Annotated in this window: 24 protein-coding genes and 1 tRNA gene; 11 read left to right on the plus strand and 14 right to left on the minus strand. The window is 53.9% G+C overall.

Annotated elements, in window-relative coordinates; translation table 11 throughout:
* Positions 1-39: 39 nt before the first annotated feature.
* On the plus strand, positions 40-690 hold the full coding sequence (locus F7R27_RS04010) for a peroxiredoxin (protein ID WP_240776221.1): 651 nt from the start codon (positions 40-42) through the stop codon (positions 688-690).
* A gap of 72 nt (positions 691-762) precedes the next feature.
* The gene (locus F7R27_RS04015; protein ID WP_151702930.1) at positions 763-1,227 is read left to right on the plus strand and encodes a protein tyrosine phosphatase family protein; all 465 of its coding nucleotides are present in this window, start codon (positions 763-765) and stop codon (positions 1,225-1,227) included.
* A gap of 21 nt (positions 1,228-1,248) precedes the next feature.
* On the opposite strand, the gene F7R27_RS04020 is transcribed toward F7R27_RS04015, so the two are convergent.
* The 9 genes from F7R27_RS04020 to F7R27_RS04060 all read right to left on the minus strand — a co-directional run bounded on the left by F7R27_RS04020 (position 1,249) and on the right by F7R27_RS04060 (position 9,469).
* Positions 1,249-1,325: transfer RNA gene (locus F7R27_RS04020), tRNA-Met, on the minus strand.
* Positions 1,326-1,394: 69 nt separating this feature from the next.
* Positions 1,395-1,817: a PilZ domain-containing protein gene (locus F7R27_RS04025; RefSeq protein ID WP_151702931.1), complete on the minus strand. Its 423-nt coding sequence runs from the start codon at positions 1,815-1,817 to the stop codon at positions 1,395-1,397.
* The gene (locus F7R27_RS04030; protein ID WP_151702932.1) at positions 1,814-2,608 is read right to left on the minus strand and encodes an OmpA/MotB family protein; all 795 of its coding nucleotides are present in this window, start codon (positions 2,606-2,608) and stop codon (positions 1,814-1,816) included. The genes F7R27_RS04025 and F7R27_RS04030 overlap by 4 nt, the downstream gene beginning before the upstream one ends.
* Positions 2,609-2,612: 4 nt before the next feature.
* The gene (locus tag F7R27_RS04035; RefSeq protein ID WP_151702933.1) at positions 2,613-3,401 is read right to left on the minus strand and encodes a motility protein A; all 789 of its coding nucleotides are present in this window, start codon (positions 3,399-3,401) and stop codon (positions 2,613-2,615) included.
* 111 nt (positions 3,402-3,512) lie between these two features.
* Entirely contained in the window at positions 3,513-3,899 is a 387-nt protein-coding gene (gene apaG / locus F7R27_RS04040) for a Co2+/Mg2+ efflux protein ApaG (RefSeq protein WP_151702934.1), read from the minus strand.
* Between the two features lie 16 nt (positions 3,900-3,915).
* Positions 3,916-4,719, minus strand: coding sequence for a 16S rRNA (adenine(1518)-N(6)/adenine(1519)-N(6))-dimethyltransferase RsmA (gene rsmA, locus F7R27_RS04045; protein ID WP_151702935.1), 804 nt, complete (start codon positions 4,717-4,719; stop codon positions 3,916-3,918).
* 24 nt (positions 4,720-4,743) lie between these two features.
* Positions 4,744-5,733 (minus strand): 4-hydroxythreonine-4-phosphate dehydrogenase PdxA, encoded by a 990-nt coding sequence (gene pdxA, locus F7R27_RS04050; RefSeq protein ID WP_151702936.1) that lies wholly within the window; start codon positions 5,731-5,733, stop codon positions 4,744-4,746.
* Between the two features lie 6 nt (positions 5,734-5,739).
* Positions 5,740-7,032: a peptidylprolyl isomerase gene (locus tag F7R27_RS04055; RefSeq protein WP_240776222.1), complete on the minus strand. Its 1,293-nt coding sequence runs from the start codon at positions 7,030-7,032 to the stop codon at positions 5,740-5,742.
* On the minus strand, positions 7,019-9,469 hold the full coding sequence (locus F7R27_RS04060) for an LPS-assembly protein LptD (RefSeq protein WP_151702938.1): 2,451 nt from the start codon (positions 9,467-9,469) through the stop codon (positions 7,019-7,021). Before F7R27_RS04060 ends, F7R27_RS04055 begins: the two co-directional genes overlap by 14 nt.
* Positions 9,470-9,586: 117 nt before the next feature.
* Here F7R27_RS04060 and F7R27_RS04065 point away from each other — a divergent pair, with 117 nt between their 5' ends.
* The 3 genes from F7R27_RS04065 to djlA are packed head-to-tail and all read left to right on the plus strand — an operon-like array spanning position 9,587 to position 12,157.
* Positions 9,587-10,627 carry an aminoglycoside phosphotransferase family protein gene (locus F7R27_RS04065; RefSeq protein ID WP_151702939.1) on the plus strand — a complete coding sequence of 347 codons (1,041 nt, stop codon included), beginning with the start codon at positions 9,587-9,589 and terminating at the stop codon, positions 10,625-10,627.
* A complete protein-coding gene (gene murU / locus F7R27_RS04070) occupies positions 10,624-11,322 on the plus strand; it encodes an N-acetylmuramate alpha-1-phosphate uridylyltransferase MurU (protein ID WP_151702940.1) in 699 nt (232 codons plus the stop codon). The genes F7R27_RS04065 and murU overlap by 4 nt, the downstream gene beginning before the upstream one ends.
* Entirely contained in the window at positions 11,315-12,157 is an 843-nt protein-coding gene (gene djlA / locus F7R27_RS04075; RefSeq protein WP_151702941.1) for a co-chaperone DjlA, read from the plus strand. Before murU ends, djlA begins: the two co-directional genes overlap by 8 nt.
* Here the strand turns inward: djlA and F7R27_RS04080 are convergent.
* Positions 12,154-13,230, minus strand: a complete 1,077-nt coding sequence (locus F7R27_RS04080; RefSeq protein WP_168927419.1) for a DUF3530 family protein — start codon at positions 13,228-13,230, stop codon at positions 12,154-12,156. The genes djlA and F7R27_RS04080 overlap by 4 nt on opposite strands.
* Positions 13,231-13,345: 115 nt before the next feature.
* On the opposite strand from F7R27_RS04080, the gene rpe reads away from it, so the two are divergent.
* The 3 genes from rpe to F7R27_RS04095 all read left to right on the plus strand — a co-directional run bounded on the left by rpe (position 13,346) and on the right by F7R27_RS04095 (position 15,954).
* Complete coding sequence (gene rpe / locus F7R27_RS04085; protein ID WP_151702943.1) at positions 13,346-14,020, plus strand: ribulose-phosphate 3-epimerase; 675 nt, start codon at positions 13,346-13,348, stop codon at positions 14,018-14,020.
* Complete coding sequence (locus F7R27_RS04090) at positions 14,020-14,739, plus strand: phosphoglycolate phosphatase (protein ID WP_151702944.1); 720 nt, start codon at positions 14,020-14,022, stop codon at positions 14,737-14,739. The genes rpe and F7R27_RS04090 overlap by 1 nt, the downstream gene beginning before the upstream one ends.
* 162 nt (positions 14,740-14,901) lie before the next feature.
* A complete protein-coding gene (locus tag F7R27_RS04095; protein WP_151702945.1) occupies positions 14,902-15,954 on the plus strand; it encodes a cytochrome-c peroxidase in 1,053 nt (350 codons plus the stop codon).
* A 65-nt stretch (positions 15,955-16,019) separates the two neighbouring features.
* Here the strand turns inward: F7R27_RS04095 and F7R27_RS04100 are convergent, their stop codons facing one another.
* From F7R27_RS04100 to gatC, 4 genes are all read right to left on the minus strand, one after another.
* A complete protein-coding gene (locus tag F7R27_RS04100; RefSeq protein WP_151702946.1) occupies positions 16,020-16,214 on the minus strand; it encodes a bacterioferritin-associated ferredoxin in 195 nt (64 codons plus the stop codon).
* Positions 16,215-16,432: 218 nt separating this feature from the next.
* A complete protein-coding gene (gene gatB, locus F7R27_RS04105; protein ID WP_151702947.1) occupies positions 16,433-17,887 on the minus strand; it encodes an Asp-tRNA(Asn)/Glu-tRNA(Gln) amidotransferase subunit GatB in 1,455 nt (484 codons plus the stop codon).
* A 13-nt stretch (positions 17,888-17,900) separates the two neighbouring features.
* Positions 17,901-19,352 carry an Asp-tRNA(Asn)/Glu-tRNA(Gln) amidotransferase subunit GatA gene (gene gatA / locus F7R27_RS04110; protein WP_151702948.1) on the minus strand — a complete coding sequence of 484 codons (1,452 nt, stop codon included), beginning with the start codon at positions 19,350-19,352 and terminating at the stop codon, positions 17,901-17,903.
* Positions 19,353-19,388: 36 nt separating this feature from the next.
* Positions 19,389-19,676, minus strand: coding sequence for an Asp-tRNA(Asn)/Glu-tRNA(Gln) amidotransferase subunit GatC (gatC, locus tag F7R27_RS04115; RefSeq protein ID WP_151702949.1), 288 nt, complete (start codon positions 19,674-19,676; stop codon positions 19,389-19,391).
* A 200-nt stretch (positions 19,677-19,876) separates the two neighbouring features.
* Between gatC and F7R27_RS04120 the strand changes: the two genes are divergently transcribed.
* From F7R27_RS04120 to mreD, 3 genes are all read left to right on the plus strand, one after another.
* Positions 19,877-20,914, plus strand: coding sequence for a rod shape-determining protein (locus F7R27_RS04120; protein WP_151702950.1), 1,038 nt, complete (start codon positions 19,877-19,879; stop codon positions 20,912-20,914).
* 121 nt (positions 20,915-21,035) lie between these two features.
* Positions 21,036-21,839, plus strand: coding sequence for a rod shape-determining protein MreC (mreC, locus tag F7R27_RS04125; protein ID WP_276612556.1), 804 nt, complete (start codon positions 21,036-21,038; stop codon positions 21,837-21,839).
* On the plus strand, positions 21,832-22,320 hold the full coding sequence (gene mreD / locus F7R27_RS04130) for a rod shape-determining protein MreD (protein ID WP_151702952.1): 489 nt from the start codon (positions 21,832-21,834) through the stop codon (positions 22,318-22,320). Before mreC ends, mreD begins: the two co-directional genes overlap by 8 nt.
* The last annotated feature ends 5 nt before the right edge of the window (positions 22,321-22,325 follow it).

Raw genomic sequence — 22,325 nt, forward strand, 5'->3', positions numbered from 1 at the left:
AATTAGAAACACCTAATACTGAATATAGAGGATATGACAATGGAAATCACTGAAACTGTTTTTGGCTTACCGCGCTTGAATGAGCGTGCACCTGAGTTTTGTGCACCCACAACAGATGGTATGAAATCCCTGGATGACTATAAGGGAAAATGGCTGGTACTCTTCTCTCATCCTGCTGACTTCACACCTGTTTGCACGACTGAGTTCATGGCTTTTGCCAAAATGGCACCTGAGTTCAATAAGCGCAACTGTGAGCTGTTAGGGTTGTCAATTGACAGCCATCACTCGCACATTGCCTGGATGAGGAATATCAAGGAAAAATTTGGAGTAGAGATCCCTTTCCCCATTATTGCTGACCTGAAAATGGATGTTGCTCGTGCCTATGGGATGATCCACCCGGGTGCTGCGGACACGTCTGCTGTACGCGCTACCTTTATGATCGACCCGAATGGCATCCTGCGAGCAATGGTCTATTACCCTATGAGTAATGGTCGTTCAATTTCTGAGTTCCTCAGGCTGCTTGATGCGCTGCAGACCAGTGATGAATTCAAAGTGGCAACCCCCGAAGGTTGGCAGCCAGGCGATCGAGTGATCGTTCCACCATCAGCAACTGCAGCCGGTGCTAACGAGCGTGTTGAGTCTGGTGAGTATGATTGTGTAGATTTTTATTTCTGTACCAAACAGCTCTGAAAGACCATGATTGGAGTGGCAAGAGTCACTCCAGTCCTCTAAGTGTTTATTATTAAATTATGAGGTGAATAGATGGAGCTCCGAGAGCTTGAACCTGGTTTCAGCATTTGTCATGCGATCTATCCTGTCGATATTCCAGAGATTAAAGCGCTAGGTTTCAGATCAATCATTTGCAACCGTAAGCCCGGAGAAGCCGAAGATCATGTAGATGACTCTGAGTTGCGACTGGCTGCTGAGGCTGCTGGACTTGTCTGGGTTGAAATTCCAGTAGTGCCTGGCGAGTACACACAAGAGGCAGTGAAAGCCTTTAGTGAAGCGATTGAGGTGCTACCGACACCTGTACTTTGCTTCTGTCGGACAGGCCGTCGTGCTGCGTCATTATGGGTTCACAATCATCTACAGCAAACAAACTGCGATATAGGGCCTTTGCTACAAGCGGCTCATGCTGCGGGTCATGACCTGCAAGAGAGTTTTGCAGACGTAAGCAACATCAAAAAATCCCATTCATCGGACACAAAAAAACCGGGTAAACATTAAGCTTACCCGGTTTCTCTTAATTGGTAGCGGGGACAGGATTTGAACCTATGACCTTCGGGTTATGAGCCCGACGAGCTACCAGACTGCTCCACCCCGCATCAACGTGGGCAAACTATACGCCCGGGATGCGGGTATGTCAACCTATTGTTTTGTAAAGTTGGATAAAATTATGGCTTTTGGCCTGATATTTGCTCTTCCAGTTTTTTTCGCCGCTTTTCCAGGCGCTCTTCATGAGCCTGTTGTATCAGCACTTTCTGACAGTGGGTGATAAAGCGGGACAGAATCCGCTCATCCACCTCATTAAGCTGTTCAAATTCACCGGCATAATACTCGCTCCCGACTCGATTAAGCTTGAGCTGCAGATTGAGGTTAAAGGTCTGATCATCCAGTTGAAAGCTCAACAGAGCCGGATACTGTCCCGGCTGCAGATCCTTAGATCCATGAAACGCAATTCCGGTGTTGGAAAGGTCGAGGAGCTTCACCGGTTGATCGGCAATACTCAATTGCACCAGCTTGTCGCAGAGCTTTTTCATGCGGAACGAGCGGCGCCCCTTATCTACCAGGTTTTCGATACGTATCTCAGGTTTCATAGCCTTGGCTCGGGTATTTTTTCGAGTACAAACTCAATACGACGGTTGATGGCGCGGTTCACCTCGGTATCGTTGCGAACCAGGGGAAGAGATTCACCGTATCCGGTAGCTGTCAGCCTGCGTGGGGGAATGCCGCCATCTATCATATAGCGTAGCACGGTTGTGGCCCGAACAGCTGACAGCTCCCAGTTGGAGGGGAACTGAGCGGTGCTGATCGGGATATTATCCGTATGGCCCTGGATCTCCAGCTTGTACTGAGGATTGTTGAGCAGGGTTTCCAATATGGCATCAAGCATGGGTGTCATGGCGCGGTTAAAGGTAGCAGACCCTGATTCGAACAGCACTGCACCATTCACGCGCAGTGTCAGTTTGCCGTCCAGCGGGGCACCTATCTCTACCAGGTCCCCAACCTGCATCAGGTTCAGGGCCGATTCCAGCTCTGCAGTAATAGGCTCCCAGTCGATATCCAGTGAACTGGATACATGATCGTCTCGGGCATCGGGCTGGCTGATCGGGGCTTGAGCGGCTTGCGGGATCAGGGGTTGTGCCAGTTGAGGTATTTCAGTCTGTGCACCTGCATCGTATTCCAGCGGAATCAGGCTGGTAGCGCTGCCATCACGTGACAGGGCGATATTGAAAGCCTTCATGGTCTGGCTGAACGTTTCACGCTCAACGCTGGACATGGAAAACAGCAGCACAAAGAATACCAGCAGCAGGGTCATCAGGTCGGCATAGGTAGTCAACCAGCCGGGGCTGTCGCTGTCATCCATCAGTTGCTGCTTGCGGCTCATTGTTTTACTCCTTTGGTGCCTGCTGTTCGCTACGCCCAATTTTCAGGGGTTTGCGGGAATCTTCCGGCAGATAGGAGGAAAGTTGTTCATAAACATGGGCGTAGTGGTCATTGGTCAGAATGCTGATGCAGCCTTCGCGAATCACCTCAAGGTTGGTCACTTCCGACAGTGTTCTGGCTCTGAGCTTGCCTGCAATAGGCATGAATACAAGTGTGGCCAGCAAGGAACCATAGAAGGTGGTCAGCAAGGCAATTGCCATGGCAGGACCGATAGTGTCCGGGTTGGTCAGTTCGCTGAGCATCTGGATCAGACCGATCAGTGTACCCAGCATACCGAATGCGGGGGCATATAGCGCCATTTTTCTGAACACATCCTGTACGGTCATATGACGCGAAACCAGCGAATCTATCTCGTTCTGTAATGTATTGCGAATGACCTGTTCGGAGGCGGCTTCTGCGAGCAGGTTACAGGCACGACGCAAGACGTGTGAGTCGGTTTCGACATCCCCCAGGCGCAACAGACCATGCCGGTGACTGATGCGGCTCAGTTCCAGCATGGTATCGATCATATCCTTGACGTTGGTTTTGTCGCGGGTGAATACAATATAGGCAGCCCGAAAGGCGTTCAGTACATCCTTGAACTGCACTGTCAGTAAAGTGGCAGCGATGGTACCTCCGGCGACAATCATCAGACCGGGGATGTTCACGAATACATCAGCTTCACCCCCGATCAGTATGGCGGCGAAAATCAGCGCTAAACCCGAGATAATCCCAATAAGGGATGCAAAATCCATAATTTGCCCCTGATACTCAATCGCTTGATATTGAGCTTAACTGTTTAAGCCCGCCATTACACTTTACCTTTGTCGCCACTCCTCGTGAACCGTTGCTGGCACTCCGGTGAATCAGTGGAGTGCGTTGGGTTGGGCCAGTGTGAAGGGGGCAATCGCAGTGGTGAACGTCTCTTCGTCCTGAGTGGTCATCTGGTAGTGGCCCTGCATGGTGCCCACTTCTGTTGCGAGAACTGTGCCGCTGGTGTAGCTGAAGCTCTCTCCAGGGTTGATGACTGGCTGTTCGCCGACAACGCCTTCGCCCTGTACTTCCTGGATATGCTGATTGCCATCCGTAATCAACCAGGAGCGGCTGATCAGTTGTACCGGAACCGGGTTCTGATTGGTTATGGTGATCTGATAGGAGAATACGTAACGATGAGCATCCGGATCAGATTGCTCAGGCAGGTATGCTGTCTTCACGTCGATGAGGACGTTCTGTCCCAGTTCGTTAACTTCCATCTTGCTTGTGTATTCCTCAGTTGGTTTCAGTGATCGCATCACTGATGGTAACAAATTCTTGCAGTGTCAGGCGCTCAGGTCTCAGGCCGGGATCTATGCCCAGTGCCTCGAGTTGTTCTGCTGCCATCAGCGGCTTCAGGTTGTTGCGCAGGGTCTTGCGACGCTGGCCAAAGGCGGTTCTGACGACATTCTGCAGCATGGTGACATCTTTAGCGACAATTGGCAGCGTCTTGTATGGAACCAGTCTGACGATGGCTGAGTCGACCTTGGGAGCAGGGTTGAATGCAGCAGGCGGAACCAGGAAGAGGTTGTCCACCTGGCAATAATACTGAGCCATGATACCCAGACGACCATAGTGGTTGTCGCCCGGTTTTGCTGCCAGTCTCAGCACGACCTCTTTTTGCAGCATGAAGTGCATGTCCTGAATGATCCTGGCATGACTCAGCAGGTGAAAAATCAGTTGTGTTGAGATGTTGTAGGGAAGATTGCCGACAATTCGAAGCTGTTCACCCTCTTCGATCAGCGAGTGATAATCAAACTTCATGGCATCGGCTTCATGGACGCGAAACTGATCACCATGACGGAAAAACTTGGTGCGCAGTACCGGAACCAGATCACGGTCCAGCTCGACGGCATCCAGCGCACCTGCAGCATCCAGTAGCGGCTCTGTCAGTGCGCCCAGACCAGGACCTATCTCCACCAGATGCTCGCCGACTTTAGGCGAGATGGCGCCTACGATGCGGCGGATGACATGACCATCTTCCAGAAAGTTCTGGCCAAAGCGTTTGCGGGCCTTATGGCCCGGCGTCTGTTTACTCATTAGCTGCCTTTTCGTTGTTGCATATCAGTGCCTGCCAGCCATCGCCATATTACAGGCGTATTCAATGGCGGTGGTCAGGCTGCCGGCATCTGCCTGTCCGCTGCCTGCCAGATCAAGCGCTGTGCCATGATCGACAGACGTTCGGATGATAGGCAGTCCCAGCGTGATGTTCACGGCTCTGCCAAAACCTTTGTACTTCAATACCGGTAGCCCCTGATCATGATACATCGCCAGAACGGCATCTGCCTTGTCCAGGTGGTGTTCTGTAAACAATGTATCTGCCGGCAGGGGGCCGATCAGTCTTGCCCCCAGCATTCTGAATTCGTTCAGAACCGGGGTGATGATATCCAGTTCTTCATGACCCAGATGCCCACCTTCGCCGGCATGAGGGTTGAGTCCGGCAACCAGTATGCGTGGATTGCTGATGCCAAAGTGCTTTTGCAGATCATGGATCAGAACCGCCAGCACATCGCGCAGAAGGGGGGCGGTGATGGCATCGGCAACCTGCCTGAGCGGCAGGTGTGTGGTGGCCAGTGCCACCCGAAGCCCATCGGTTGCGAGCATCATCACAACCTTGCTGCTGCCGGTCAGCTGTTCAAGATACTCGGTATGACCACTGAAGGGGATGCCGGCATCATTGATGATACCCTTGTGTACAGGAGCGGTAACCAGTGCATTGAAACGCTGATCCAGGCACCCTTCTGTTGCCAGGCGAAGTGTTTCAAGCACATAGCTGGCGTTCGAAGTGCTCAGTGCTCCCGGCTGTACGGGGGCTTGCAATGTTACCGGCAGCACCTTGAGTGTGCCTGGTGAGGTTGCGACTGCCGGGGCTTCCGGGTCATAGGCTTCAAGTGCCAGAGGAAGCTGCAACAGGTCGGCTCGTTGCTGTAGCAGGTCAGGGTCGGCAATGACGATCATTTCATGCTGATGCCCCTGCTGGGCCACCTGTATACAGAGGTCTGGGCCGATGCCTGCCGGTTCTCCCGGTGTGATCGCTATGCGGAATTTTTTCAACAGTGATCAGCCTTTCAGGTCGATGAATGCCTGGGAGCGAATTTCACGCAGCCAGTTATCGAGCTCTTCTGTGTATTTACGCTGACGGATGCTGTTGCGAGCCTGAGACTCTCGCATCTCGCTTCCGACATCCTGGGTACGCCTGTCCAGCACTTCCAGAATATGCCATCCGAAACGGGATTCAAATGGCCGGGAGATCCGGCCCACAGGGGTGTCTTTCATCACCTGCTCAAATTCCGGTACCATCTGGCCATCCTGCGCCCAGCCAAGGTCGCCACCCAGCGAGCCACTGCCGGTGTCATCACTGTAGCGACGGGCCAGCTCTTCAAAAGGCTGCCCATCCTGCAGGCGGTTATACAGATCTACTGCAAGCACGCGGGTCTGCTCAGGGCTGCGAATCTCGTTGGGTGATACCAGAATGTGGCGTACCTGGCTCTGTTCGATCAGCGTAGCGCTTCCGCCACGGACGTCACGCACCAGCATGATGTTGAACCCGCTGGGTGTTCTGATCGGTGTCGTTATGCTGCCGGGCTGCATGCCGGCAACTTCAGCGGCGATGGCTCCTGGCAGCTCATTCTGACGGCGCCAGCCAAGATCACCACCATTCAGGGCATTCGGGGCATTGGATTGCGCCACGGCAGTATTGGCAAAATCTGCACCATCCTGCAGCTGTGAGAGTATCTCCAGTGCTTTGCGCTCGGCATCCTGAATCATTGCAGGGGATGCCTGAGAGGGCAGGGCAACGAGGATGTTGCTGAGCAGGAATTCAGCCTGCTCCTGCTGCTGCCCCAGCTCTGAGCTCAGATAATTTCGAACTTCCTGATCTGAGACCTGTATGCGGCGGTTGACATTGCTCTGCTGCACCTGGTTGAGCAGAATCTCTCGTCGGATCTGCTCGCGCGCCTGTGCATAGTCCTCGCCTTCGGCAATCAGAGCCTGACGAAACTGCTCCAGTGTCATATTGTTCTGAGCGGCAATGCCCTCGAGTGTCTCATTCAGCTGTCGATCACTGACACGCAGGCCCTGCTCCTCGGCTATCTGGATCTGAATGTTCTCCAGTATCAATCGATCCAGCACCTGCTGGCGCAGCGTGTCGGCAGGTGGGGACTGCATCCCTCTAGCAGCGATCTGCTGACTGACCAGCGAGGTGCGCTGGTGCAGTTCGCTCTCCATGATAATGTCGCTGTTAACGATCGCTATCACCCGGTCCAGCAGCTCCTGAGCACTGACCTGCTGGATGCAGAAAACGCTCAGCAGAACCAGCAGTGGCTGGCGCAGGAAACGCTTAAAACTTGTCATGGTCATCCTCTTTTATGCCTGTGATCTCTTCGATAAAGCCGCGGCCACCTTCAGGCCCGATGGTGCCAAGCCCACGCAGTACGAATTGTACGAATAGCCCTGTGTCCTGCTCAAAGTCTGCTGAAGGATTTCCTGACAGCCAGCGTCTGGCTGTGACACGCATTTTCCAGCAGCAGGTGCCGTATTCGACACCGAACAGTGTATCAAGGTTCTCACCTTCCTTGTGATCATACTGCCAGCGGCCAATCACATTCCACTTAGGGTTGATCGGGTAGCGGAAACCGATATCGGACTGACGGATGGTGCTGTCATTAGTATTGTTGGTGCCTTTCTTGTCACGATAGCTGATATAGAGCAAGCGCAGGTCATCTGGTGTAAAGGTCAGTTTGTAGTTCTGTTCACGCGTACTCAGACTGTTGCGATCAATTTCAGAGTCATGTGTGAAGCGCAGGGCGTCGGAGATATTCCAGCTTGCCAGCAGGGCGTAGTTGGAGCTGTTCTCATTACCTGTCCGATCTCCCGGGCGCAATATGTCACGGTCTCTGAAGTAATGTGCCTGCGCAACACCCAGGCGTGCTTTTTCAGACCCACTGGCGGTGTAGAAACCACTCGACAGACCAAGGGTGGCTTGTCGGGTGTCTGCCACCGTGTCATTTCCGCTCCAGCCATATTCATTGAACAGATTGTAGTAGCTGAAGCCCATGCGTGCCGAATCAAAGTTGAAGTAGCTCGGCTGCTCCACCCCGGGTACATCCAGCAGCATCAGTCTGGGTTCCAGAGACTGGGAGAAGCGGCTGTATTCACGATCAAAGTACAGACCTGTATCCAGGCTGGTAACCGGCGTGGTGACAGATGGACGTGAGTCCTGAGTCATCGACGTGTTGTCTAGCTGATACTGGCTGTGCCAGAGACTCACCTTGGGCTTTGCATAGCCCCAGGGTCTTTCAAAGAGATAGCTGACAGAGGGGCGCAGGTGTAAACGATCACCCACGATGCGGTCATTGCCTGTCAGCCCGGCCAGGTCACGCTGGAAGTTGACATATTCGGCAATATAGGTGAACTGCGCATCGGCAGGCAGTGCTTCACGACCGGTAAACAGCAGTTGCGGCTTGCGCTCATAGGGCGATTTACCGTCAATGATCGTTTGATAGCCATGAACGCGCCCAGTGAAATTCCAGCCGTTCCCTGTATACCGCATCTCAACTAACTGATCGAGATGATCCTTCTCTTCAACATCCAGCTTGGTGCCTAGGTCATTGAAGTAATCATCATCACTGACTCGGGTATAGTGGATGCGGCTGAACCAGTTCTTGAAGGGGGCGCCTTCATGCTCAACCTCAGTCAACCAGCGATTTTTCCCATAAATATTATCATCATGCAGGTATGAGGTACTGAGTGAGCTGATTGACCACTCATTCATGTATCTGAATTCGTTTTCCAGCAGCAGTCCACGTTTTTCAATCACTCTTGTCACCAGCGTGTCGTCGTAGTTTGGTGCCAGATTGAAATAGTAGGGTATGTTCAGCTGCAATCCGCTGTTGCGTGAAAAACTTCCGCTTGGGTACAGGAAACCGGATACGCGACGGTCATCGATAGGGAATTTGAAGTAGGGGATGTAGAAAACCGGCACATTAGCCACGGCAAATACAGCATGACGAGCAGTGCCAAAGCCCTCTTCCAGATCCAGCTCAACACTGCTGGCTTTGATCTGCCATGCATCGTTACCCGGTTCGCAGAAGGTCAGAGCACCCTTTTCCATGACAACACGATTATCTCCATAACGCGAAATACGTTTTGCAGAGCCGCGCATGTGCTCTTCATGCATCACATATTGCGCATTGATGAAATGTGTATCGCCGGTTTCAAAATTGGCATCCGCTCGATCACCTATCAACAAGAGGCCCTTTTCCCTGTAGCGGATCTGGCCTTCAAGAAAGGCTGTCATGTTGTCCTGGTCGATCTCGCCATACTCGCTGCTGATCATCCGGCTGCCCTGGCGCAGATTGATGCCGCCCACCAGGCGAGTCAGACGCGTGTTGAGGTCGGCACTGGATTCGATTGCATCGGCAAAAATCGGCTGTTCGCTGAAAGGAGCGTCGTCGTCCATGAACTCGACATCAGGTTCGATATAACCCCCGTGACACAAGCCGGGTGCCTGACCCTGTGGATAAGGATAATAATCCAGATGGGCAAACGGGCTGCTCAGACGCAGCCGGATATCATCTGACTGTGCTTGGGCTTGGGCTTGTGTCACGGCACGTGCTGCCGAACCCGTTGTCAGATTGCCGCTCTGCTGGCTGAAGCTGCAATCCCACTCACCTTCGGTATTGACGCGACAGTCCCAGCCATCGTTGCTGTCAGCAAGTGCAGCCTGTGCCGTGATGATGGCGGTAATTGCCAGTGAAAGTCTTATTGAAGCATGAAAATTGAAGGACATTCAGGTCGCCATCCAGTTGCAAACCAGGGGAAGTCGTTTCGTGCTTCCCGTCAGTCTAGTACTATACAAGCGTTGCATGATAAAGCATTCAATACACCAAGTGCTAGAGGATAGGGAATGGGAAGTAGGCTCACAGCCCTGAATGAGTGGGTAAAAGATGAAGTAGTGAGGTTAGGGCTGCCGGTTTCCGGAGAAATTCAGTTGGAGGCCGTATCGGGAGATGCCAGCTTTCGCCGCTATTTTCGACTCAGTGGAGAGGGAGTGAGCTGGATTGTGATGGATGCTCCGCCTGAGCTGGAGGACAGTCATCCCTTTGTGGCTGTGGCAAGTGCCTGGCATCAGGCGGGTGTCAGGGTGCCACAAATTGTCAGCCATGATCTGGCGCTGGGTTTTCTGCTGCTGGATGATTTTGGCAACACGTTGCTGCTGAGTCAGTTGGATGACAACAGCGCTGATGCTTTGTATGGGAAAGCTCTGGAGACACTGGTGGAGATTCAGCAGCAGTCGACAGCCTCCTTGCCACCCTATGACGAAGCCTTGTTGAAACGGGAAATGGGATTGTTTCGTGAGTGGTTTGTTCAGCAGTTGCTTGGGCTGAGTCCGGGTAAAGATACCAGGCAGATGCTGGATGAGGTTGAGGATCGTCTTGTGGATTCGGCCCTGTCCCAGCCTCAGGTCTGTGTACACCGGGACTATCATTCGCGCAATCTGATGGCGCTGGCTGATGGCGGTGTCGGTGTGCTGGATTTTCAGGATGCGGTCAGAGGTGCGGTGACCTATGATCTGGTCTCCTTGCTGCGTGATGCCTATATCGACTGGCCTGATCAGCGTGTGGCGGGTTGGGTCGAGAGCTATCGCGGCATGTTGGAAAAGCAACAGAGCGTTGCTGAGCCGGAGTTGTTCCTGCAACAGTTTGAACTGATGGGTATGCAGCGCCAGCTTAAGGTGTTGGGTATTTTTGCGCGGCTCTGGCTGCGTGATGGCAAGGCAGGCTACCTGGGTGATATACCGCGCACTCTGAGCTATCTCTATCGCGCATCCGGACGCTATCCTGTGTTTTCCGATTTCCACGCCTGGCTGGGCCAGACGGTGATACCAGTACTGGAAACCAATGAGCACTATCGAGCACAGTCGCTGTCACACTGGTGGAATACATGAAGGCGATGATTCTGGCAGCGGGCCTGGGGAAGCGGATGCGACCACTGACACTTGAAACTCCCAAGCCGCTGTTGACAGCAGGTGGCAAGGCTCTGATCGAGCACCATCTGGAGAATCTGGCAGCAGTGGGTGTGCAGCAGGTAGTGATCAATCATGCCTGGCTGGGCCACAAAATTGAGGCGGCACTTGGTTCCGGCGAGCGCTGGGGGCTTCAGATCCAGTACTCGTCGGAAGGAGAGCCGCTCGAAACAGGTGGTGGAATCTGGCGCGCTCTGCCATTGCTGGCACTGCGCGATGATGAGCGGTTGCTGGTGATCAATGGCGATGTTTATTCGGATCTTTCGCTGTGTGATCTTTTGTCGGCGCCGTTATCTGAGTCATGCCTGGCTCATCTGGTGATGGTGGATAATCCGGAGTGGCATCCGCAGGGTGATTTTCTGTTGCAGGATAATGGGCAGTTGAGCGGAACTGATGGGCGAGCACTGACATTTGCCGGTATCAGTCTGCTGCACCGAAAGCTTTTTCCACAGCAGGTGGACGTGGAGGCCTTCCCGTTGGCACCTTTGCTGCGCCAGGCGATAGAGCAGGGGCGAGCGAGTGGATACTGGCACCGAGGTATCTGGTCAGATGTAGGAACCCCTGCGCGGCTGGCTGAACTGAATCAACTATTAACTGAGCACAGTGGGCATGAATAACAAAGCACAAGGGCAGGGAAAACGCCTGGCAGAGGGTTTTTTGCGCTACAGAACAGGGCTGGTGATCGGCGGGATGATCGGGCTGGTTTCCGGAGGTATCTTCGGCTTGCTGTTTGGCGGGTTTATCGGCTATCTGTTGGAAAAGACGATCCGCAAGGCTAGGGATCTGTCACCGCAGCAGCTTTTCTTCAAAGCTACCTTCAGTGCCATGGGTAAGATTGCCAAGGCTGACGGCCGTGTATCCGAGAGCGAGATCGAGCTGGCACGTGAGGTGATGGCGCGCATGAACCTGAATGATGAGGCTAGAAAGCGTGCGATTGCCCATTTCAATGAGGGCAAAGGCAGTGAGTTTGATCTCGGTATCGTGTTGCAGCCGCTGGCGATCATGTTGCGCCGCCGTCCTGCCGTCAAATTGATGTTTATTGAGATGCAGCTGGCCATTGCGATGGCGGATGGTGAAATATCCGAGCCTGAGCTGCGAGTGATTGAGGAGATCTGCAGACATCTTCGATTCAACCCGCATGAGATGGAAGCGGTGGTGCAGCGTATCCGTGCTGCGCAAGCCTTCCAGCAACACAGTTATGATGCTCATGGTCGGGCGACACCCGGTAATCAGGGGATGTTGTTGCAGGATGCTTATGGTGTGATAGGTGTGTCGCCTGATGCGACGGATGAGGAAGTGAAAAAGGCCTGGCGTAAACTGATGAGTCAACACCACCCGGACAAGCTTGTGGCGCGTGGCTTGCCTGAGGAGATGATGCTGCTGGCTACTGAGAAGGTGCAGGAGATCCAGGCAGCCTACGAGCGCATTCGTGAAGCCAGAGGCATGCGTTAAAGATCCATGCTGAAAGGGTTGCGACCAGGAGGACGCTGTTCGGTCGGTGCGATCCCCTCTGAATACTCGTCGGACTCGTGCGGATCAAGCAGGTGTCGCTTCAGCTTTCCACGTACTTGTCGGCTCAGCCAGGGGTTGTTCCAGCCCCTGGCTGAGCCTGAAATTCTGGCCTGATGATAATCAGGGTGAGCGCTGCGGCGAGCTGCCTGTTGGCGTTGTCGTGCGTCAGGAGTTACAACTGGCTGGCCGGGTTGAGGTGTATGGTACAGATCTATGATAAGGCTGCGCAGTGAGGTAATGCTGGTAAGCAGGTCCGGCTGCTCAGCACTTCGGGATGGGCGCGGATCAATTATCAGCAAGCTGGGTCTGCTCTGTTCCGGCATCTGTTGAATGTAGTCGGCTGCCCAACCGGCACTGCTGCCGATGGCTATGATCACCTCTCTTTCCTCGGCGTTGGTGTCTCTGAGGCGCAACTCTTCCAGCCCGTTACCTATACGCTGCGAGATGCGCTGCGCATAGGGAGGGAGAGGTTCTGGCGCTGGTTGAGGTTCAGAAGAGATTTCCGGTGCTGCTGTCAGGCCTGCATCTGCAGCGGGTTCCGGTGCTGCTGAATCGCTGGCAACTGGAGGATCGACTCTCAGCGGCAGGGTGCGCTCCGGTATTGGAGGAGGGGCAGGCAAGGGCATCTCCATCACCAGAACTGTCCAGCCATGATCTGCCAGATAATGGCGCATATGTGCACTTTGTTCCACCCAGATTTCACCGCTGACAATGTCTGGCAGGATCAGAATACTGCCATGACTTTCAGCCGCATTGGCGAGCTGGATCAGCGCATAATAGGTTTCGTTGCCGCTTTCAAAGGTTTGAAGCTCTGTATCTGCAGGAAGTACCTGGGCCAGCCGCTCAGCTCTGGACATGCGGGGGGCTGCAAAACGCTCTGTAATGGGCGCTGGAGAATCTGCTGTACCAAATGCCGCATCAGGTGCTGTTGCTGGGTCGGGAATGTTTTCCTGAGCATGCAGGGGCATGGATATCCCGAGTATCAGTAAAATGGCAAGTAGGTGGCTGGTCATTGAGCGAATCACGGTTTCCCTGTTACTGGTGGTTTTGCACTGATTAAGAGGCTGCAGCCTCGGTTCTGCTGCGTTACAATAGCGCAAATTTCGACAACTGACGACCGGGATAGCCATGTCTGATTTTCTGATTGCCCCCTCCATTCTTTCTGCTGACTTTGCCCGATTGGGTGAAGAGGTGACTCAGGTGCTGGCGTCCGGTGCAGACGTGGTGCACTTCGATGTGATGGATAACCACTATGTGCCCAACCTGACCATCGGGCCGATGGTCTGCAAGGCACTGCGCAATCACGGTATCAAGGCACCGATCGATGTGCACCTGATGGTGAAGCCGGTTGATCGATTGATTGGTGACTTCATTGATGCCGGAGCCAGCTGGATCACCTTTCATCCGGAAGCATCAGAGCATATCGATCGCTCTTTGCAAATGATCCGCGACGGCGGCTGCAAGGCCGGTCTGGTGTTCAATCCGGCTACGCCCTTGCACTACCTTGATCATGTGATGGACAGGCTGGATATGATTCTGCTGATGTCGGTGAACCCGGGTTTCGGTGGTCAGAAGTTTATTCCCTCCACTCTGGATAAGCTGCGACAGGTCAGGCAGCGTATTGATGCCAGCGGCCTGCCGATCCGGCTTGAGATAGATGGCGGTGTCGGAATAGGTAATATTGCCGAGATCGCACGTGCCGGTGCCGATACCTTTGTTGCCGGTTCAGCTATTTTCAATACTGATGACTATGAAGCCACCATTTTGCAGATGCGGGCAGAGCTGGCGAAGGTGTCTGCCTGATGCGAGAACTGTTCGGCGGTGAATTGCCAGAGCTGGTGATGTTTGATCTGGATGGCACGCTGGTTGACAGTGTGCCCGATCTGGCTCGTGCCGTGGATCAGATGCTGTCAGCCCTGGAAAGGGAGCCAGCCGGTGAGGATCAGGTACGTGTCTGGGTAGGTAACGGTGCGCAGATGCTGGTCAGGCGAGCGCTGGCAGGGCGGCTTGTGCCTGTTGATGCTCCTGTTGATGCCTCGGTTGGTAATCATTTGGAAAACCCTGCCGATGCCGAGCTGTTTCCGATCGCCTATGAACTGTTTCTGGCTGCCTATGCTCAGTGCAACGGCCGCAGCAGTCGGCTTTATCCAGGTGTAATGGAGCTGCTTGATGCCTTGTGCAGAGCACAGGTGCCTATGGCTATCGTGACCAACAAGCCCCATGCCTTTACTGAGCCACTGCTGCGATCGCTTGAGATCGCTGGGTATTTCTGTCAGGTAGTGTCTGGTGACAGTCTCAGTCTGAAAAAACCTGATCCTGCTCAGGTTCACTGGGTGCTGGATAAACAGGAGGTTTCAGTCGGGCGTGCCCTGTTTATCGGTGACTCAATGCATGATGTCCGTGCGGCACGTGCGGCAGGGTGCCAGGTAGTCTGTGTCAGCTATGGCTATAATCACGGCGAGCCGATTGCGCTGAGTCAGCCGGATCGGGTGGTGGACTCATTGGCTGACTTGCTTACTTGATCATACATTTCCTGCTGGCTCCTTTCAGTGATTCGCACACCTCTATTCAACTGCTGCTTGATATAAATCAAGTTTGAAGCCTGTAATAATGGAACCAGTAAAACAAATATTGCTAATATGGTCTCAAGACCCCTAAGAGTTCGGGGTTATAAAGGAGGCTTTATGAAATATGCAATAGGCGCTTTGTCGACTGCCCTGGTTCTCGCACTATCAGCTCCTGTGATGGCGGATGAGAGTTTACAGCAGCGTGCGGCTGCTATCTTCAACCCCATTCCGGATGAGCCACCAGTGATCAAGGGCAATGTGTTGACGCCCGAGAAGGTAGAGCTGGGTAAGATGCTGTTCTTTGAGCCGCGCTTGTCTTCCAGTCATCTGATCAGCTGTAACACCTGCCATAACGTTGGCATGGGTGGGCACGATTATCTGCCGGTATCGATCGGTCATGGCTGGCAGAAAGGCCCGCGCAATGCGCCAACGGTTTTCAATGCCGTATTCAATGCCGCCCAGTTCTGGGATGGTCGGGCTGCTGATCTGGCTGAACAGGCGAAAGGACCTGTGCAGGCGGGTGTTGAAATGAGCAGCACTCCTGAGCGTGTTGTCGCTACTCTGAACAGCATGCCGGAGTATGTTGAACGCTTTAAGGAGTCCTTCCCGGGTGAAGCGGATCCGGTGACCTTCGATAATATGGCGGTTGCTATCGAAGCCTTTGAAGCTACGCTGATCACACCCAACTCCCCCTTCGATCGTTTCATCACAGGTGATCTGGATGCGTTGAGCAGTGAGGAGAAAGAGGGTCTGTCCCTGTTTATGGATCGTGGCTGTGCGGCATGTCATGCCGGAACCAACTTCGGTGGTGAGAATTACTACCCCTTTGGTCTGGTGAAGCGCCCTGGTGCGGATATTCTGCCACCGGGAGATAAGGGACGGTTCATGGTCAGTGGTACTGCAACGGATGAATATGTTTTCCGTGCGGCTCCGCTGCGCAATATCGAGCTGACTGCACCCTATTTCCACTCAGGTGCGATCTGGGAGCTGGAAGAGGCTGTGGCTGTAATGGGCACTGCTCAGCTAGGTACTGAGTTGAGTGATGCTGATGTCGGAGCGATCACTGCGTTCCTGCGCACTCTGACCGGTGAAATACCGCGTGTGGAATATCCACTGCTGCCAGTCAGCACCAGCGATACGCCTAAACCTGTAGATATGATTGAGTATTGATTTGATCTGTTGAGCTCAGCCAGTGCCGTATTACTGCGTGCGCTGGCTGTTCAGATCGACCTTTTTCAGATCGCATAGGCCAGCTGATCTGCGAGCTGTTCCTGCTCCGCGCGTAAAATCGCGCGTGCTACACAGGTGCACTTCCCGCACTGCCCACCGACATCCAGCTCGCGATTCAGATCACGAATCGAGCGCGCACCCTCAGCAACAGCTGCTCTTATCGCTTTGTCGGTAACGGCGTTGCAGATACAGACATACATGAATGTGACCTCGTGTGAAAGATACTAACAAGACAGTAACTAATAATAATTCGTATTCACTGAAATGCAAGTGTCTTTTTTTCATGTGACGATTTTTTTGCACTGAGGCTTGATGATAGGCAGATCAGGCTGTTCGACAGGTTCTGAACAGGCGGGGTTTTTGGGTGAGGGGTAAAGCGGGCCGGGACGTTGAGTTGTCCCGGCCTCAGGGGTAGAGGCTAGTCGCAGAGTGCGTCGAGCTTCTGTTTCAGCAGCCCCTGAACCTGTCCCGGGTTGGCCTTGCCCTGTGAAGCCTTCATGATCTGGCCCATGAAGAAACCGAGCATCTTGCCACGCTTGTCCGGCTCAGCTGCCTTGTACTGATCAACCTGCGTTGTACATTCGGTAATCACCTGGTCGACAATCGCTTCAATCGCGCCGGTATCCGTTACCTGCCTCAAGCCCTTGGCTTCGATGATCTCATCAGCGCTACCACCCTCGGCCCACATGATCTCGAAGACCTGCTTGGCAATCTTGCCGGTGATGGTGTCATCCTTGATGCGGGCGATCAGGCCGCCGAGTTGATCTGCGCTTACCGGACTTTCCTTGATATCCAGATCTTTCTGGTTCAGGTTTTTCGCCAGTTCGCCCATGACCCAGTTGGCAGCCTGTTTGGCATCGCCTGCTACCCGTGTCACCTGCTCGAAGTAATCAGCCTGCGCATGGTAGGCTGACAATACAGCGGCATCATATTCAGACAGACCGAACTCGCTGACAAAACGTGCCTTGCGGGCGTCAGGCAGCTCTGGCAGCTCTGCACGGATCTGTTCGATATAGGTATCGTCAATGATCACCGGCAGCAGGTCAGGACAGGGGAAGTAGCGGTAATCATTGGCTTCCTCCTTACTGCGCATACTTCGGGTCTCATTGCGTTCAGGATCATACAGGCGCGTTTCCTGAATCACGCGACCGCCATCCTCAATCAGGTCTATCTGACGGGCTACCTCAGTTTCTATGGCGCGCTCGATAAAACGGAAGGAGTTGATGTTTTTCAACTCGGTACGGGTACCGAGCGCTTCCTGCCCCTTTGGGCGCACCGAGACGTTGCAGTCACAGCGCATTGAGCCTTCTGCCATGTTGCCGTCGCAGATGCCCAGCGTGGTGATGATGGCGTGGATTTTTCTGGCATAGGCGGAGGCTTCCTTGGCCGTGCGCATATCCGGCTCTGATACTATTTCCACCAGAGGCGTGCCGGCACGGTTGAGATCGATTCCAGACATGCCATGAAAGTCTTCATGCAGTGATTTTCCGGCATCCTCCTCCAGATGAGCATGATGGATGCGTACACGGCGCGTGGTGCCGTCATCCAGCTCGATATCGATATACCCGGGGCCAACAATCGGTTCGGCCAACTGGGTGGTCTGATAGCCTTTGGGCAGATCCGGATAAAAATAGTTTTTACGGTCAAAAACAGAGCGCTTGCCGATCTCGGCATTGACAGCCAGACCAAACATCACCGCCATGCGCAAGGCGTTTTCATTGAATACAGGCAGGGTGCCTGGCAGCGCCAGATCGACGGCGCAGGCCTGGGTGTTGGGTTCTGCCCCGAAGGCAGTGCTGGCACCTGAAAAAATCTTGGTGTTGGTAGAGAGCTGAGCATGTATCTCAAGCCCGATGACGGTTTCCCATTCCATTTACACTATCCTCTCAAATGCCTGCCGGTGTCTGTTTATGCCAGTCGGTTGCCAGTTGGAACTGGTGCGCGACGTTGAGCAGTTTCGCTTCGGCAAAGTAGTTGCCGATGATCTGCAGACCGACAGGAAGTCCTGCCGTCTGTCCGCAAGGGATCGACATGCCGGGTAGTCCTGCCAGGTTCAACGACAGCGTGAAGATATCTTCCATATACATCGAAACGGGATCATTGCTTTTCTCGCCGATACGGAAGGCCGGGTGTGGAGTAGTGGGGCCCATGATCACATCCACCTGCTGCAGCGCGTTGATATAATCCTGCTGTATCAGGCGGCGGATCTGCTGTGCCTTGCGATAGTAGGCATCATAATAGCCCTCTGACAGGGCGTAGGTGCCGACCAGAATACGGCGCTGAACTTCACTGCCGAAACCTTCGCCACGGCTGCGCTTGTAAAGGTCTTCCAGATCTTTCGGGTCTGTGCAGCGATAGCCATAGCGGACGCCGTCAAAACGCGACAGGTTGGAGGAGGCTTCTGCCGGGGCAAGGATATAGTAAGCCGGAATCGACAGGCGGGTATTGGGGAGGCTGATCTCCTGCACGCTGGCGCCCAGTTTCTCGTATTCGCGGATAGCATTCTGGACCTGCTCAGCGATGGCGGGATCCAGCTCTTCGGCGAAGAACTCTTTTGGCAGACCGATTTTCAATCCTGCCAGTGGAGTATTCAAACCAGCCATATAATCGGGAACTGGCTGCTCGGCGCAGGTGGAGTCGAGCGGGTCGGCTCCTGCCATCACCTGCAGCATCATGGCGGCATCTTCTGCCGTGCGTGTCATGGGGCCAGCCTGATCCAGCGATGAGGCGTAGGCAACCATGCCATAGCGGGAGACGCGACCATAGGTTGGTTTGATACCGGTAATGCCACACAGGGCTGCAGGCTGACGAATAGAGCCGCCGGTATCCGAACCTGTCGTGGCTGGAGCCAGGCGTGCCGATACGGCAACAGCAGAGCCGCCGGATGAGCCGCCGGGCACGCGCTCTGTATCCCAGGGGTTGCGTGATGGGCCGTAGTAGCTGTTTTCGGTGGAGGAGCCCATGGCGAACTCATCCATATTGGTTTTGCCCAGCGTCACTGCACCGGCTTCGTTGAAGCGGCTTACCAGTGTGGCATCATAGGGGGAGATGAAGTTATCCAGCATTCTGGAACCGCAGCTGGTTTTGATGCCTTTGGTGCAGAACAGATCCTTGTGAGCAATCGGCAGGCCAGTAAAGGGGCCAGCATCACCCTGTGCAATACGCGCATCAGCTGCAGCGGCCTGCTGCAGCGCCTGTTCGTCGCACACGCTGATGTAGCTGTTGTACAGGCTGTCTTTGTCGTGAATGCGGTTCAGGTAGGCTTGGGTCAGCTCGGCACTGCTGAATTCACGTTTTTGCAGACCTTTGGCCAGTTCGGCCAGTGTCAGATCAAACATTGTCTGGAGTTTCCTTGCAGAATTGGGTGGCGATGATCATTCGATGACTTTGGGAACCAGGAACAGGCCATTTTCTGTTGCTGGTGCATTTCTCTGCAGCAGCTCGCGCTGGTTAGATTCGGTCACTACATCGGCGCGCAGGCGCTGAACGGCATCCAGCGGGTGTGCCAGTGGCTCGACACCGGTCGTGTCGATGGACTGCATCTGGTCAAAAAGGTGCAGAATGCTACTGAGGTTCTCGGCATAGGCCGGAATATCCTGGTCATTGATCTGCAGGCGAGCCAGATGTGCAATTCGTTCTACGTCGGATCGGTCCAGTGACATAAGTCGGTTACTCACTAAAAATAACTAATATTCTGTTTAATCCAAAAATGTCATGACGAAATACACGGTTCAACCATCTATTCTGTCAAAGATGTGTAAGTTAACACATTTGCTCCTTGCTCAAAATCCCCGCCATTGTTAGAGTTAGTGGCTTTCAGGATTATCGGCCAAATAGGGCTAATCTCAGGGTATCCACTTTCATGTTCAAGAAAATCCGAGGAATCTTTTCAAGCGATCTCTCCATCGATCTGGGGACCGCTAACACCCTCATTTATGTCCGCGATCGCGATATAGTGTTGAATGAGCCATCTGTTGTGGCAATTCGCACCACCGGGAATCAGAAGTCTGTCGCTGCTGTCGGTACTGAGGCAAAGCGCATGCTGGGTCGTACTCCTGGCAACATTACCGCAATTCGTCCGCTCAAGGATGGTGTTATTGCAGACTTTCATGTCACCGAGAAAATGCTGCAGTATTTTATCAGCAAGGTTCATGGCAACAGCTTCATGACCCCGAGCCCCCGTGTGCTGGTGTGTGTGCCCTGTAAATCCACTCAGGTTGAGCGTCGTGCCATACGTGAATCTGCCATCGGCGCCGGCGCGCGCGAAGTCTATCTGATTGAGGAGCCCATGGCTGCGGCAATCGGTGCAGGTTTGCCGGTTGATGAGGCCAATGGCTCCATGGTGGTGGATATCGGTGGTGGTACCACTGAAATCGCGGTTATCTCTCTGAATGGTATTGTCTATGCAGAGTCTGTTCGCATAGGGGGTGATCGATTTGATGAGTCGATAGTCACCTATGTGCGTCGCAACTACGGCAGTCTGATCGGCGATGCAACAGCCGAGCGCATCAAGCAGGAGGTCGGTACCGCTTACCCGACCAATGAAGTGCTTGAAATCGATGTTCGTGGTCGTAATCTGGCCGAGGGGATTCCACGCAGCTTTACGCTGAACAGCAATGAGATCCTGGAGGCGCTGCAGGAGCCTCTGTCTGCGATTGTCCAAGCGGTCAAGAGTGCGCTGGAGGGCTGCCCACCGGAGCTGGCATCGGACATTGCCGAGCATGGTATCGTGCTGACGGGTGGTGGTGCTCTGCTGCGTAATATCGATCGTCTGATCAGCGAGGAGACCGGTCTGCCTGTTATCATGGCGGAAGATCCTCTGACCTGTGTTGCACGTGGTGGCGGTAAAGCACTCGAAATGCTTGATAAGCATGCCTTCGAGCTGTTGACGCACGAATAAACAGGGCTGTCCATGAGGGTTGTGATATTTGATAAGCGCCTTGTTCTGAACAGGGTGGAGGTGCTTTATTAACCCTATTTTCAGACGAGGTAATCCACGCCCGCTGTTTATTGCTCTGTTAATACTCGCTCTTTTCCTGATTGTGGCTGATCTTAACTGGCCCAAGATGAAGGAGGGGCGGGTTTATCTGTCGCTGTTGATTACCCCATTGCAGTGGATGGTCGACCTTCCGGCGCGAGCGGCTGATAACCTCTCGGATGTTGTTGTCGATAGAGCCACGCTGGTGCGTGATAATGAGCGTCTGCGTACCGAGTCCCTGGATCTGGAACGTAAGGTCCAGCTCATGGCGGGTCTTGAGCGTGAAAACGAGCAGTTGCGCGATCTGCTCAATGCCCGCCAACGCATTGAAGCTGATGTCACCATGGCCGAATTGATCGGTATCAATCCAGACCCCTTCCTGCATGAGATTATTCTGAGCCGCGGCTCGGAGGATGGCGTCTTCGAGGGGCAGCCTGTTCTGGATGCTGGTGGCGTCATGGGGCAGGTACTGTCAACGGCACATTATACCAGTCGAGTGATGCTGATTACGGATGCCAGAACGGCGATTCCCGTCGAGGTGGTGCGCAACAATTTCCGTACCATTGCGATAGGTCGAGGTGTATCAGGTGAGCTGGAGATCGCTCATGTGCCCGACACTGCAGATATCCGTGAAGGTGACCTGCTGCTGACCTCAGGTCTGGGGGGGCGTTTCCCGCCGGGGTATCCTGTTGCCGTGGTGACCGAGGTGATTCGTGATCCGGGTCGCCCCTTCTCTCTGGTCAAGGCCAGACCATCAGCACGCCTTGACAGAAGTCGACATCTTCTGCTGGTGGATTATCGTGAATCCCGGCTGCCCGTTTCTGAGCCGGAGGGCGACAATGAATGATACGCGCCAGGGTGGTGGTTTCATCATCTTCGGCACTTTTCTCCTGGGCCTGATTCTGACGCAGGTACCTCTGCCGGATTTTCTGGTCTGGTCCCGGCCTGAGTGGGTCGCTCTGGTATTGATCTACTGGGTGATGGTGGTTCCACATCGTGTGGGGCTGGCCAGCGCGTTTGCCATCGGTTTACTGCTGGACCTTGTGCGTGGCAGTGTGCTTGGGTTGAATGCGCTGTCATTGACTATTATTGCCTTTCTTGTGCTGCTGCTCTATAAGCGGCTGCGCATGTTCCCGCTCTGGCAGCAGTCGATGATGGTGCTGGTGCTGGTGGGTATCAATCAGCTGTTATTTTACTGGATGCAGGGGATTACCGGTACGGCGGTTGCCGGGCTGATGTTCCTGCTGCCTTCTGTCATCAGTGCACTGATCTGGCCCTGGATCTATGTCATGCTGCATCGGATCAGGCGTACTTTCCGAATAGAGTAATCTAT

Origin of the sequence: Nitrincola alkalilacustris, assembly GCF_008973755.1 — a bacterium.
GTDB lineage: Bacteria > Pseudomonadota > Gammaproteobacteria > Pseudomonadales > Balneatricaceae > Nitrincola > Nitrincola alkalilacustris.

Bases quoted from the DNA above. Each gene is read 5' to 3' on its own strand.
- gatC (WP_151702949.1), bottom strand. From the start codon at position 19,676: ATGTCACTGGACCGATCCGACGTAGAACGAATTGCACATCTGGCTCGC.
- gatB (WP_151702947.1), bottom strand. From the start codon at position 17,887: ATGGAATGGGAAACCGTCATCGGGCTTGAGATACATGCTCAGCTCTCT.
- F7R27_RS04065 (WP_151702939.1), top strand. From the start codon at position 9,587: ATGGGAAGTAGGCTCACAGCCCTGAATGAGTGGGTAAAAGATGAAGTA.
- mreD (WP_151702952.1), top strand. From the start codon at position 21,832: ATGAATGATACGCGCCAGGGTGGTGGTTTCATCATCTTCGGCACTTTT.
- F7R27_RS04015 (WP_151702930.1), top strand. From the start codon at position 763: ATGGAGCTCCGAGAGCTTGAACCTGGTTTCAGCATTTGTCATGCGATC.
- F7R27_RS04010 (WP_240776221.1), top strand. From the start codon at position 40: ATGGAAATCACTGAAACTGTTTTTGGCTTACCGCGCTTGAATGAGCGT.
- F7R27_RS04055 (WP_240776222.1), bottom strand. From the start codon at position 7,032: ATGACAAGTTTTAAGCGTTTCCTGCGCCAGCCACTGCTGGTTCTGCTG.
- F7R27_RS04100 (WP_151702946.1), bottom strand. From the start codon at position 16,214: ATGTATGTCTGTATCTGCAACGCCGTTACCGACAAAGCGATAAGAGCA.
- F7R27_RS04095 (WP_151702945.1), top strand. From the start codon at position 14,902: ATGAAATATGCAATAGGCGCTTTGTCGACTGCCCTGGTTCTCGCACTA.
- djlA (WP_151702941.1), top strand. From the start codon at position 11,315: ATGAATAACAAAGCACAAGGGCAGGGAAAACGCCTGGCAGAGGGTTTT.
- F7R27_RS04090 (WP_151702944.1), top strand. From the start codon at position 14,020: ATGCGAGAACTGTTCGGCGGTGAATTGCCAGAGCTGGTGATGTTTGAT.
- F7R27_RS04030 (WP_151702932.1), bottom strand. From the start codon at position 2,608: ATGAGCCGCAAGCAGCAACTGATGGATGACAGCGACAGCCCCGGCTGG.
- rsmA (WP_151702935.1), bottom strand. From the start codon at position 4,719: ATGAGTAAACAGACGCCGGGCCATAAGGCCCGCAAACGCTTTGGCCAG.
- F7R27_RS04080 (WP_168927419.1), bottom strand. From the start codon at position 13,230: ATGACCAGCCACCTACTTGCCATTTTACTGATACTCGGGATATCCATG.
- rpe (WP_151702943.1), top strand. From the start codon at position 13,346: ATGTCTGATTTTCTGATTGCCCCCTCCATTCTTTCTGCTGACTTTGCC.
- F7R27_RS04120 (WP_151702950.1), top strand. From the start codon at position 19,877: ATGTTCAAGAAAATCCGAGGAATCTTTTCAAGCGATCTCTCCATCGAT.
- F7R27_RS04060 (WP_151702938.1), bottom strand. From the start codon at position 9,469: ATGTCCTTCAATTTTCATGCTTCAATAAGACTTTCACTGGCAATTACC.
- F7R27_RS04035 (WP_151702933.1), bottom strand. From the start codon at position 3,401: ATGGATTTTGCATCCCTTATTGGGATTATCTCGGGTTTAGCGCTGATT.
- gatA (WP_151702948.1), bottom strand. From the start codon at position 19,352: ATGTTTGATCTGACACTGGCCGAACTGGCCAAAGGTCTGCAAAAACGT.
- apaG (WP_151702934.1), bottom strand. From the start codon at position 3,899: ATGGAAGTTAACGAACTGGGACAGAACGTCCTCATCGACGTGAAGACA.
- F7R27_RS04025 (WP_151702931.1), bottom strand. From the start codon at position 1,817: ATGAAACCTGAGATACGTATCGAAAACCTGGTAGATAAGGGGCGCCGC.
- murU (WP_151702940.1), top strand. From the start codon at position 10,624: ATGAAGGCGATGATTCTGGCAGCGGGCCTGGGGAAGCGGATGCGACCA.